Source organism: Janthinobacterium sp. GW821-FHT03C08, from assembly GCF_059420905.1.
In genome coordinates, this window is the sequence record NZ_JBWKUP010000012.1 from 85,363 (window position 1) to 97,622 (window position 12,260).

Consider the following 12,260-nt stretch of genomic DNA (forward strand, 5'->3'; position numbering starts at 1 on the left):
AGAGTTAATGGTCATTCCTATCGACAAAATATCATGCCCCCACACCATCCGGCAGCGCCCGGGAGCGCGGCGCTCAGCCAGGGAAGTTGCCGATGATGCGCGCGCGGTCCTTCGGCTTCATGCCCGCCAGCATGGCGCGCACAAAATCTTCCTGCACTGCGTAGGCGGCACCGGTATCGCTGTCGATGGTCGACACGCGCACCAGCATGGCGTCGGGAATCGCCCCGCTCAAGCCATAGCGCAGCTCCTGCATGCGCTGGTCCAGGCCCGGCGTGAGCGCCTTGTCGCCGACGGTAATCCAGTAGGTGATCGGCTCCTGGCGCGGACCGTTGATGGCATACAGGTGTTTCACCGGCAAGGAACCGTAATCGGTGCGGATCTCGCCGCGGCCCGATTTCTGCACCTCGAAGCCTTGCGCGCCGTAGCACACTTCCGGCAGGTGGACGGCCATGTTGCTGCTCTGGTCGCCACCGTAGGCGATCGACAGCATGACGCGGTTTCCCTGCGGGTCGATATACGTGCGCGACAGCGTCTGGTTGTAGATCTTGTCCAGGCGCGCCTGCGTTTCCGGATCGACCTGCAGGGGAATGATGCTCGTGTCGATGGTCCAGCCGCCAAACGCCACGGGAATGATTTCCGCAAGCTGAAACTGGCTCTTGCTGTCGGCGATCTTCACGCTGGGCGTCAAGTGCTTGGCCAGACCGGCCGACGCCACCATGAGGATGCCGGCCAGCACGCTGACCTTGACGGAATGGGTCATCGATTTCATGCCAGGCTCCCGGATGCTTTGCGCGCGCGCAGTTTAACGATCCATTGCAACAGGCTGTCGGCGGACAGGATCAGGATCAATGCCGTAATGAACAGCACCATGCCGGCAAAGCCGTGCAGGAAGCCCTGCCCCGCCGCATCGCCGAAATAATAGGTAATCAGGGTCAGCACGATGACGCGCACGACGTTGGCCGAGAACGAGATGGGAATGATGAGGATGGCCAGGGCGATATTGCGCAAGGCCGAGGTATGGCGCACGACATTCAGGTAGAACAGGCCCAGCGCCTCGAGCGACAGCAGGGTCTGCAGGCCGGCGCACGCATCGGCCACCATCAGCTGGTACTGGCCGATCTGCAGGATCACGCCCGTGCGGGCGATGGGGTAGCCGGCAAAGAACAGCAGGTGCTCGACCACCCACGACACGGCCATCTTCATCGGCATCGTCAGCATGATCACGAGCTGGGCCGGCAACGGCACCATGAACAGCATGAAGAAAAAGGGGAACCACAGCACCTTCAGGGCGCGCAAGCCCCGTTTCAGCAGCAGCACCGCGGCCAGCATCCAGATGAAGGAACCGATTTCAAAGGCCAGGAGATGCTGCGAACGGCCCAGCACGTACAGCACCAGGGCGATGGCCAGCACCACCCAGCCGAGCGCACTGGGTTCGCTGCCGCGGGTTTTTTCCAGCATGTCCGGCCAGTTGCGCCAGATCAGCCACAGCGACAGGAACAGGATGATGGGGCCATGCGCCTGCTCTTCCGTCGCCCAGATGCCGCCAAACAGGCCGGCGAACGACGGAATGTACAGGGCCAGCAGGCCCAGGGCCAGCGGCAGCCATTCCGGCAAATATTCCTTGCATTGCTGCAAGTTCAGGCCCGACCAGCGTTTGGCTTGCGTCGTCATTTTAGAAATCTACCATCACGGAACCGACCACCTTGGCGCCGCTCTGCACGATCTGCTCGGCCATGGCGTTGATGTCGCTCAACAGGGACTGGTTCTTGCGGGCCACGATCAGCACGCCGCCGGCGCGCGCCGCGATGGCCATGGCATCGGAACCGAGCGCATACGCGGCCACGTCATAGATGACGATATCGAACAGCGTCTCGAGTTCCGTGTTCAGGTTGGCAAAGGAGCTACGGCTGAGCAGTTCCTGCGGATTCGGCGGCAAGGTGCCGGCCCCCAGCACGGACAGGTCGACGAAGGACTCGACCTTGGTGATGGCGTCGAGCTGGGCCCGTCCGGCCAGTACATCGGACAGGCCCTGGCGCGTCTGCACGTCGAAGATTTCATGCTGGCGCGGATTGCGCAGGTTGGCGTCGACCAGCAGGGTCCGCTCGCCCAGCTGCGAAAACACGACGGCCAGGTTGGCGGCAAACAGGCTGGCGCCCTCGCCAGACGCGCCGCCCAGCACCACCAGCGCCTTGTGCCCGCGGGCAAACCAGCGCAGCATGAGCTGGCTGCGGATCGCGCGCAGCGTTTCCACTTGCGGGCTGAACGGCTCGTAGGCGGCCACCAGCAGTGCCGAATACTTGCCCTCGCCCTTTTGCAGGTAAGGGTAGTCGAACTGGCGCGCCAGCACTTGCTGGATGTCCGCTTCCGTGATCAGGCCCAGGCGCAGGGCCGCCTCGCCGAAGCGGATGCCGAGTTCTTTTTGCATGCGCAGCACGCGCTCGGCGTTTTCGGGCGTGATCTTGCCCGACTCGAGCAGCAGACCGCCAATGCTGGAGTCGCCGGTACGTGGCACGGAGTTCATCGAAATGGGGAGCGCGGCTTGGTTCATCATCTTATCCATGTTTAACGTAAGCGCAGGCGGCGCGGCAGGATGCCGTTCAACCCACCTTTTTTGCGCGGCGACTTGCTGGCGTTCCAGTCGATGGCGCCGAAGACGGGAATCTGCAGCGTTTCTTGCAGGTCAGATTCCGAACGCACGCGGCGGTACAGCATCTCGATCACGATGGCCAGGCCCACGCCCAGCAAGGTGCCGAGGAAAATCGACAGCAGGGTGTTGAGCAGCACGCGGGGACCGGATGGCTCGATCGGCGGGACGGCCGGATTGAGCACGGAAATGTCCGACTGCTCGGCCTGGCCCTCGATGCGCGTCTGCGACAGGCGCTGCGACGTCACGTCGAAGGCGCGCTGGGCGCTTTCGACATCCTTCATCAGCACGCCCATCTCGTCGCGGGTACGGTTCAGTTCCAGCACCTTGGCCTTTTGCGCCTGCAGGGCGGCGCGCACTGCCGCTTCGCGCTGCTGCATGATCTGCGCATTGTTGCCGACGCTGCTGGACGTATTGGCCAGCTGTTCACGCAGGTCGGCGCGCAGCTTGTCCACTTCCGCCTTGGCGCTCTCGTACTGGGGATGGTTGCGGCCCAGGCGCTGGGCGATTTCCGCCAGCTTGCCTTCGGCATTGCCCAGGCCTATCTTCAGGTTCTGGATCAGCGGATTGGACGACACGTCCGGCGACGCCAGGCCATCGCTGCCCTGCGCCATGCGCTGGCGCGACGACGCTTCCATCGACTGTCCCTGGGCCATGACCAGCTGTGCCGACAAATCGTTCAGGCGGTTCGACTCGACGTCGAGGCGGTTGTCGACGCTGACGATGCCATTGTCCTGCTGATACTTGGACAGCTTGCTTTGCGCCACTTCCAGGTTATCGCGCAGCAACTTGGTCTGTTCGCTGAAATACGTCGACACGCGGCGCATCGGATCGACCTTCAGCTGGATGCTGGTTTTTTGATATTCGTCAGCAAAGGCATTCGCCACGGCCGCCACGAATTGCGGGTCGCTGCCCTTGAAGCTGATGTCGACCACGCTGCTTTCTCGCGACGGGACGATCTCCACCTTTTTCAGCAGCAGCTCGGCCAGCCAGTCGCGCACGGTGCCGCCCTTGCCTTCCGTCGCCTCGTTGAATTGCGCGATGACGGCCGGGCTTTCGGCCAGCTTCAGATGGTCGACGACGCGCAGGGCAACATTCTTGCTGCTGATGATGTCGATCTGCGTCGCCATGAAGCCGGGCAACAGCTGGCCAGGCATGGCCAGGCCCGTCAGGGGATCGACGCCTTTATAGTTCAAGAGCAACGAACTTGTCGCCTTGTATGTTTTAGGCAATAGCAAACTGATCGACAGCGTGCCGAGGACAGTAACCAGCAGTGTGATCAAGATCAATTTCTTGTGCGCACGCAGGATCAGTAGGAGCTGTGACAAATTCATGGGGAAACCTCAACACAGAATGAAAAACATCCGGCTTGCGCCGGAAAGATACGGACACTGGATTAAAACAGGCTTTCCTGCACGTACACCATATCGTCGACTTGCAGCAGATCGTCATGCTTGGCGTTGATGACCTGCAGCTTGCCGGCCTCGTCGCGACGCTTGATGCGGATGCCGCGTTCCGTGCCGCGCGGCGTCAGGCCGCCACCGACGGACAGCGCCTGCAGCACCGTCATGGAACGCTCGAGGCGGAAAGCCCCCGGGCGCTGCACTTCGCCGTAGATATAAAAGCGCGGCGCGCGTTCGACAAAGATCACGTCGTTGCCGGCCACGTCCAGGTCGCGGTTCAGGTCGGCCGAGCGCACCATGTCGATGATGTCGATGATTTCACGCGTCGTCTTGCCGTTGCGCTTGCGGATCAGGCTGACCGTGTCGCCGCCATCCGGGCTGACGCCGCCGGCCATCGCCAGCATGTCCATCAGGCTGCGCTTGCCTTCGATGGGATAGCGTCCCGGACGGTTGACCTGGCCCAGCACGGATACCTGCTGGCTTTGCAGCTGGGTCACGATGATGTTGACCTGTGCCTTGCGCAGGAAACCGCCGCTCTCCAGCAGGCCGCCCAGTTTTTTCTCCGCCGCCGACACGGACAGGCCGCCCAGGGCCACGTTGCCCACCAGGGGGAAGGTGATCTCGCCCGCTTCGCTGACGCGCGTCTCGAGCGCCAGGTCGGGATTGCCATAGACGGAAATTTTCAGCACGTCGCCGGCGCCCAGCTGGACATCGGCAGCACCGGCGATACCGGCGCTCAGCAGCAACAGGGTGGCCATGCACCACATCAGAAGTCGTTTCATGATTCGCTTATTCCATTGAAGAATTACTTACTTAAAATGCTGCGACTTACTTCAAGCCAGCAACGCCACGATCATTTGCTTCCGACGAACTCTTTGCAGCCGCGGGCGGAGCGGCCGGCGCCGCGCCACTGGCCGCTGCCGACGCGACAGCCGGGGCGGCATCCTTGCCCAGGTATTCGATCTTGGCGGCAGCGCGCAGGCGCTTCAGCTCGGCGTCGGCGGCATCCTTGTTTTTCTTGTTGAACAGGAACTGTTCAATCTGCGGCGCGGCCTGCGCCAGGGTCACGGGATTGTCGCGGATGTCGGCCAGGGAAATGAGCAGGGTACGGTCACCCTCGCGGATGATGAACAGCTGCCCCTTCGGCATGGACAGCAGCTTCGCGCTCAGCTCGGGCGCCAGGTCGGCGCTGGTGCGCGACAGCTGGGTGCGGGCATACTTGACCTTGTGCGTGTCGAGCCAGGCCGCCACGTCGTCGAGCGTCTTGGCGCCGTCCATGGCCGCCTTCAGCTGGTCGTTCATGTCGGCGCTGGCGATCACCAGTTCGCGCATGTCAAACTGCTTGCGCTCGCTGAAAAACTGCGGATTCTTGTGGAAATACTCTTCCACTTCCTGCTTGGTGGGACGGGCAATGGTGCCGATACGCTTCTGCATGTAGGCTTGCGCGACGATCAGCGCCTTGGCCCGTTCGATCGCCTGCACCACCTTGGGATCGCGGTCCGTCTTGTCCTTGGCGGCCTCGTTCTGCAGCAGTTGGCGGTCGATCAGCGATTCCAGCAACTGCTTGCTGGCAGCTTCCTGCTGCGGCGCCTGCACGTTGGCGCGCTGCATTTCCTCATTCAGTTGCAGAACGGTAATTTCTTCCCCATTCACGCTCGCCAGCGCCTGGCCGGGCTTCTTTTCTTTATTGCCGCAGGCAGACAATCCTGCAGCGGCCAGCAAGACCAGGCCAGCGCACAGCAGGCGCGCATTCAGGGCTGGCTTGCTCGAGGACAAACGGGCGATTTGCGGTTGGTTCAAAATAACTCCTTCGATTCATGTAAGGAAATCTGCCGATATTTTTGTGATCTTGATGATAACGCAATTAACAACAAGATATTGTCAAAAAACACAGATTTCGATTGAAATTATGGGCTGCGGGCCACATCATTGTCAATATTATAAATATGATACACATTGTACTAGCTTGCTAGGAAACTATTTGCTTAAAAAACTATTAAGAGGTCTTAAAAACAACTGTTTCAACAGAAACACTGATGCTGCAAGGGCACTTCAAAAAATAGTTTTTAAGTTGCAACATTTTAAGTGAAGGCGCGTCCTGCCTTCACACTGCACAACATTCAGGGCGCACAGCATTCCGGCAGAGCGGCGGGGATGGGGCCGGACCTCTGGTGTCATCATGTCCAGCAAGGCGCTCGCCTGCCCTGCCAGCCGGGCCATGTCCCGGCACGGGCAAGCATCGCGCCAGCCGCCGGGCGGGCAGGAAAGTCGCGCATGCCATGCCGCAGGGGGTAGCTCATCTGGTTTCAGGGCTCGTCGCATCATTGTTCAGCCGGCACCGGAAGCCGGACCGTTGATACCTTGCATGATGCGTCATTTTAACGCTTATTAATTCACTGCAAAAAATATTCAAGCCCGGTGTTGCCGGCGCAGCCGCGACGCCCGCGGTCAATGCGCATTGTCGCGCTTGAGCACCACCTTGACGGTGCGCAAGATGATCCACAAGTCCAGCCACAGCGACCAGTTGCGCAGGTAATCGAGGTCGAAATGGATGCGCGCCTCCATCTTGTCGAGCGTTTCCGTCTCGCCGCGCAAGCCGTTCACCTGGGCCCAGCCCGTAATGCCCGGCTTGACCTTGTGGCGCAGCATGTAGCCCTTGATCAGCTTGCGGTACTGCTCGTTGTGCGCCACGGCGTGGGGGCGCGGTCCCACGATGCTCATGCGCCCCTGCAGCACATTGATGAACTGCGGCAACTCGTCGAGCGAACTGCGGCGCAGGAAGCCGCCGATGCGCGTCACGCGCTGGTCATCCTTGGTGGCCTGCACCACCTTGTCGCCATCTTCGCTGACCGTCATGGAACGGAATTTGTACACGATGATTTCCTCGCCATACAGGCCGTAGCGGCGCTGGCGGAAAATCACGGGTCCCTTCGAGGTCATCTTGACGGCGATGGCGATCACCAGCATGACGGGCAACAGCATGATCTGGATCAGCAGGCCCAGCACGATATCGCTGCCGCGCTTGACCATGCTGTTAAAGCCCGTGAACGGCGATTCGCGGATGGCGATGACGGGCATGCCGCCCACATTGTCGAAACGCGCCTGCATCAGGTCGAAGATGTAAATATCCGGCAGGAAGTACACGGACGCCGTCGTATCCTGCAATTCATCGAGCATCTTGCGGATGCGCGGCTGGGCAGAAATGGGCTGGCTGATGAATATCATCTTGATATTGTGTTCGCGCACATAGGCCGCGATGTCGGCCATCTTGCCCAGCATGGGCTCGCGCATCTTTTCCGGCCAGCGGTCGTCGGTGCGGTCGTCGAAGAAGCCGCGCACACTCATGAACAGATTCGGGTTGCGTTCCACGGTGGCGGCAAATTTCAGGCTGGCATCATTGGCACCGATGATGACGACGGAGCGCACTTCGCTGTCCCGGCCAGGGTCGGCCACCATGCGTCGCGCGGCAAGATGGCTGAGCAGCAGGATGAAGGGCGTCAGCAGGAACCAGGCCAGCACCAGCTCGCGGTCAAAATGAAACGCCAGCCCAGTCGCCGAGCCCAGGAAGACGAGGATCAGCGCCGTGATGCCCCAGCTGACGAAGACATCGCGGGCGTAGGCCAGCATCCGGCCGCTGCGCCAGGTGCGGTAGGGGTCCACATACTGGAACACGGACGAGGATATGAAAAACGCCAGGATCATCAGCACCAGCGAATATCCCGTAAACGGCGCGCCCGACAGCACGGAGAGCAGATACAGCGTCCCCATGATGATCAAGGGATCGAGGATGCGCTGGAAAAACGAAATCAGGGGTATATCATTGACCGTCATAATGCTCTTCAGAACTGAACGCTGGCGCTAAAGGACACGCCCTTGGCGCGGTAGCTGCCTGTATTGATAATGGGGGCACCCCTGCGCGTGTCGCGGAAGGCATTCAAGCCCAGCTGGATATTGGGCTGCGGCGCATAGGTCAGGCCCAGGGAATCGGTGCGCGTCGTATCGCTGACATCGACTGGAAAGACGAGGCCGCTGGCCGCCGAGAAGTCGCGCTTCTCGCGCCGTACCTGGGCATCCATGCGCACCTTGGAGGTGATATCCCAGGCGGCGGCGACACTGGCGCCATTGTTCAGGCTGCTCGATACGAGCGCATTTTCCACGACGCCATATTCATGCCATAAGGAACCGGTAAACCGCACCTTGCCCAGCGGCGCCCAGTTCACCACGATGCGGCCGTTGGCGCCGCTCGAATCGCGTCCCGTATAAAAGGCATGGCTGCGCCGCACCCATCCGCCCAGCAGTTGCACCTGGGTAATCGCGCTGTAGACCCAGTAGATATTCGCCTTCACCTCATCCTGGGTATACCCGTCATCGACGCCGAACTGGCCGCTGTTGACGCGGTTCGGATAACTGCCCTGGACATGCCGCAACTGGATACCGATGCGGCTATTACTTGCAGGCAAGTAGTCGAGCCCCAGTTCCGTCGCGTTTTCCTGCCGGTCGGCATAGCGCTGCGACAGCAGGTCATACGAATAGCGTTCCCGGCTGTAAGCGCCGCGCACGCGCCAGCTGGGGTGGAAGCGCCAGCCGCCATCCACGTATTCGCGCTGGCGCGTGCGCAAGTTGCGTTCCGTGCTCTGGAAATCGCTGAACGGCGTCAGGGTTTGCGAATACAGGGCACCCGCATGGCCATCAAGATGGTTGCCGAGATGCCACTCCAAGTCGGCCAGGAAATCCTTGCCGCTGTAGTTGAACTGGTCAAAGTGCTGGAACGACACGCGCGACCACTTCGCTTGCCCGGTCAGGATCTGCCGCCCGAACGGCCGGTTGACGAGGAAACCCGCCTGTATCTGGCGCGACGTGTCGGAACGGGGCCCGTTATAGCCGGGCACGTTGTCGTCAAGGCGCAACAGATTGTCGTCATACGAATACGACGTCGCCAGAAACGGGAAAATGGTGTCGCTCAGCGCTGCCATGGCCGGCGCGCAGGCCAGGCTGCCGGCCATGAGCACGCAGGCGGCGCGCAGCGCGGACAGGGGCGCCATCCTGCAGGGCGGATGCGGGTGGCCAGGCTGACTTTTTGGCGGGGATTTCAACATGGGATATCGTCTTTTGAGAGAGCAACAGTTGATTGGCAATATTACCAGTAAGTCCAGTGTCCGCCGGAAACAATCCAGAGGCCCAGCACGCCATTTGTGACGCCATGCGCCAGGATGGGCGACCACAGCGACTGGCTGCGCATGTACAGCAGGCTGTAGGCGGCACCGGCAACGATGCCGGCCAGCCACAAGTTGTGCTCAAAACCAAACAGCACGACGCTGGTGAGCAGCGCCTTGGCGCTGGCCAGGCGTGGCTGGAAAGCGAGGAAATCCGGCGCATCGATCCAGCGCAGCAGGAAGGAACGCCAGAACAGTTCCTCCATCACGGGCACCACGAGGGCCGCGCCGGCGATGCGCAGCAGCACCAGGCTCCACTCGATGCGGCCATCGTTGCGCGGGTCGAAGCCGTCGGCGCTGCCGATCGTCATCCAGTCGGCGCCGAGATTAATCCACAGCAGAAAAACAACAATCCCCGTCGCCAGCGCCACGGCGATGGCGATGGCGCGCGCGCCCAGCGGCGTCCAGGCCAGTTCCGTGTAGCTGCGGCGCCAGTACAGCAGCATGCCCAGCACGACGCCGATCTTCACGGCGTACAGCCAGCGCAGGTCCTGCGTGGCAAAGCCGAGCCGGCCGAGCATGTCGGCGATAAGGATGAAGGAGAGGTAGGCCAGGAATGGCGCTACCCGGGGCAAGGCGGCGCGGTCAAACATCGTGCCGCGCGCCCGGGCCAGGCCGGCGCGCCGGACGCCTTGGCCCGGAGCGCGTGTTTTTGATAACAAACATGCATCCCCCGATGTAAAAAATATAATTATATAATTATATCAAGCTGAACCGTTGCCGTGGCAAGTAATCCTAACTTAAATTACAACAGGGAATGCGAGAAACTAATCAGGCGTTGTTGCGCGCCTCGATCTGTTCCCATTTTTCCAGCGCTTCGAGCAGTTCGTTTTCAATTTCCGCCACGCGGGCGTTCAGGCGCTTGCCTTCGGCCGGCGTCTTCTTGTAGAAGTCCGGGTGCGACAGTTCGGCGGCCAGCACGGACTGCTCATCTTCCAGCTTGGCGATCAGCTTCGGCAGCTCTTCCAGCTCGCGCTGTTCCTTGTAGCTGAGCTTTTTCTGCTTGGCAACAGGTGCGGCAGCCTCGACCTTCACGGCCGGCTTGCTGGCCGGCGCCGTGGCGATCGGCAAGGTGCGCACGCGCTCCCAGTCCGTGTAGCCGCCGACGAATTCGCGCCACTTGCCCGCGCCTTCGGCGACGATCACCTGCGTGACGACGTTGTCGAGGAAGGTGCGGTCATGGCTGACGAGGAAGACGGTGCCCGTGTATTCTTCCAGCAACTCTTCCAGCAGTTCCAGGGTATCGATATCGAGGTCATTGGTCGGCTCATCGAGCACCAGCACGTTGGCCGGCTTGGCGAAGAGGCGCGCCAGCAGCAGACGGTTGCGTTCGCCACCGGACAGCGACTTGACGGGCGAACGGGCGCGTTCCGGCGCGAACAGGAAATCGTTCAGGTAGGTCATCACGTGGCGGCGCTGGCCATTGATCTCGACCCAGTCGCTGCCCGGCGCGATGGTTTCCATCAGGTTCGCCTCTTCGTTCAGCTGCGTGCGCATCTGGTCGAAATACGCCACTTGCAGCTTGGTCCCCAGGCGGATGGTGCCCGTGTCCGACTGCTCTTCGCCGAGGATCATCTTCAGCAGGGTGGTCTTGCCGGCGCCGTTGGCACCGATCAGGCCAACCTTGTCGCCGCGCAAGATGGTGGCACTGAAATCCTTGACGATGACCTTGTCGCCATAAATCTTCGAGACGTTTTCCAGGTCCGCGACGATCTTGCCCGAGCGTTCGCCGGCCGACACGTCCAGCTTGACCTGTCCCTGCTGTTCGCGGCGCGCATTGCGCGTCAGGCGCAGCGCTTCCAGGCGGCGCACGCGGCCTTCATCGCGCACGCGGCGGGCCTTGACGCCCTTGCGTATCCACACTTCTTCCTGCGCCAGGAACTTGTCGAACTTGGCGTTTTCCACTTCCTCGATTTCCAGCTGCTCGGCCTTGCGCACTTGATACGCCGTGAAGTTGCCCGGATACGACAGCAAGCGGCCGCGGTCCAGTTCGATGATGCGCGTGGCAACGTTGTCGAGGAAGGAGCGGTCATGGGTAATGAACAGCACGCTGCCTTTGAAGTCGCGCAGCAAGCCTTCCAGCCACAGGATGGAGCTGAAGTCCAGGTGGTTGGTCGGTTCGTCGAGCAGCAGCACGTCCGGCGCCGAGACGAGCGCGCGCGCCAGCGCCACGCGCTTCTGCATGCCGCCCGACAGGGTTTTCATGGCCATGTCGCCCGTCAGGTTCAAACGGTCGAGTACGGTTTCCACCTTGTTCGGCAAGCTCCACGCATCGGCCGCGTCCAGCTTGACCTGGATGTCGTGCATGCGTTCCATCAGTTCGTCGTCATTGCCCTGGCCAAACTGGCCCGTCAGCGCGTCATATTCCTTCAGCCACGCCTGCGATTCGCCCATGCCGGAAGCGACGGCGTCGAACACGGACATGTCCGGGTCGAATTGCGGTTCCTGCTCCACGTAGGCGATCTTGATGCCCTGTTGCATGACCAGCAAGCCGTCGTCGAGCTTGAACTTGCCGGAAATGACCTTCAGCAAGGAGGATTTGCCCGTGCCGTTGCGGCCGATCAAACCGACCCGTTCCGACGTTTCGAGTGAAAATTCCGCGTGATCGAGCAGCGCGACGTGACCGAACGCAAGTTGCGCCGATGAAAGAGAAATGACAGCCATAATGAGTAAGAGTGCTCGGGCGCCGTCCCCTGCACACCGCTGGGTATGCAAAACAGCCGCCGATTGGATGAATGAAGCACGCATTGTACCGATAACTCGGACTTCAATCGCCATCGACCGGTAATACCGCCTGGATGATCACAGGCTGCCGACGCGCGTTGCGTGGAATGTGGTGTCGCCAGCAGGAATCGAACCTGCATTTAAGTCTTAGGAGGACCTTGTACTATCCATTGTACGATGGCGACACGCGCAGCGGCATTATACAGGCTGGCGCCCGTCATTGACATAGTGTCAGCCAGCAAGACGAAATCCCGCGCGGCATCGGGGCCGGCGCGC

10 protein-coding genes and 1 tRNA gene are annotated in these 12,260 nt (G+C 61.2%); all 11 read right to left on the bottom strand.

The window, feature by feature from the left end:
* Positions 1-73 precede the first annotated feature (73 nt).
* The 11 genes from epsI to AC07VL_RS18495 all read right to left on the bottom strand — a co-directional run bounded on the left by epsI (position 74) and on the right by AC07VL_RS18495 (position 12,169).
* On the bottom strand, positions 74-769 hold the full coding sequence (gene epsI / locus AC07VL_RS18445) for an exosortase-associated protein EpsI, B-type (protein ID WP_494807127.1): 696 nt from the start codon (positions 767-769) through the stop codon (positions 74-76).
* A complete protein-coding gene (gene xrtB / locus AC07VL_RS18450; RefSeq protein ID WP_494807128.1) occupies positions 766-1,671 on the bottom strand; it encodes an exosortase B in 906 nt (301 codons plus the stop codon). The genes epsI and xrtB overlap by 4 nt, the downstream gene beginning before the upstream one ends.
* Position 1,672: 1 nt before the next feature.
* The gene (epsG, locus tag AC07VL_RS18455) at positions 1,673-2,548 is read right to left on the bottom strand and encodes a chain length determinant protein tyrosine kinase EpsG (RefSeq protein WP_494807255.1); all 876 of its coding nucleotides are present in this window, start codon (positions 2,546-2,548) and stop codon (positions 1,673-1,675) included.
* Positions 2,549-2,562: 14 nt separating this feature from the next.
* Positions 2,563-3,978 carry a chain length determinant protein EpsF gene (gene epsF, locus AC07VL_RS18460; protein ID WP_494807129.1) on the bottom strand — a complete coding sequence of 472 codons (1,416 nt, stop codon included), beginning with the start codon at positions 3,976-3,978 and terminating at the stop codon, positions 2,563-2,565.
* Positions 3,979-4,040: 62 nt separating this feature from the next.
* Positions 4,041-4,829 (bottom strand): polysaccharide export protein EpsE, encoded by a 789-nt coding sequence (gene epsE, locus AC07VL_RS18465; protein ID WP_290606030.1) that lies wholly within the window; start codon positions 4,827-4,829, stop codon positions 4,041-4,043.
* 46 nt (positions 4,830-4,875) lie between these two features.
* A complete protein-coding gene (locus tag AC07VL_RS18470) occupies positions 4,876-5,847 on the bottom strand; it encodes an EpsD family peptidyl-prolyl cis-trans isomerase (RefSeq protein ID WP_494807130.1) in 972 nt (323 codons plus the stop codon).
* A 648-nt stretch (positions 5,848-6,495) separates the two neighbouring features.
* Positions 6,496-7,878 (bottom strand): undecaprenyl-phosphate glucose phosphotransferase, encoded by a 1,383-nt coding sequence (locus AC07VL_RS18475; protein WP_494807131.1) that lies wholly within the window; start codon positions 7,876-7,878, stop codon positions 6,496-6,498.
* Positions 7,879-7,886: 8 nt separating this feature from the next.
* The gene (gene epsL / locus AC07VL_RS18480) at positions 7,887-9,143 is read right to left on the bottom strand and encodes an XrtB/PEP-CTERM-associated polysaccharide biosynthesis outer membrane protein EpsL (protein WP_494807132.1); all 1,257 of its coding nucleotides are present in this window, start codon (positions 9,141-9,143) and stop codon (positions 7,887-7,889) included.
* A gap of 41 nt (positions 9,144-9,184) precedes the next feature.
* Complete coding sequence (locus AC07VL_RS18485; protein ID WP_494807133.1) at positions 9,185-9,853, bottom strand: CAAX prenyl protease-related protein; 669 nt, start codon at positions 9,851-9,853, stop codon at positions 9,185-9,187.
* 178 nt (positions 9,854-10,031) lie between these two features.
* Positions 10,032-11,924: an ATP-binding cassette domain-containing protein gene (locus AC07VL_RS18490; RefSeq protein WP_494807134.1), complete on the bottom strand. Its 1,893-nt coding sequence runs from the start codon at positions 11,922-11,924 to the stop codon at positions 10,032-10,034.
* Positions 11,925-12,094: 170 nt separating this feature from the next.
* Positions 12,095-12,169 (bottom strand) — tRNA-Arg (locus tag AC07VL_RS18495).
* Between the last annotated feature and the right edge of the window lie 91 nt (positions 12,170-12,260).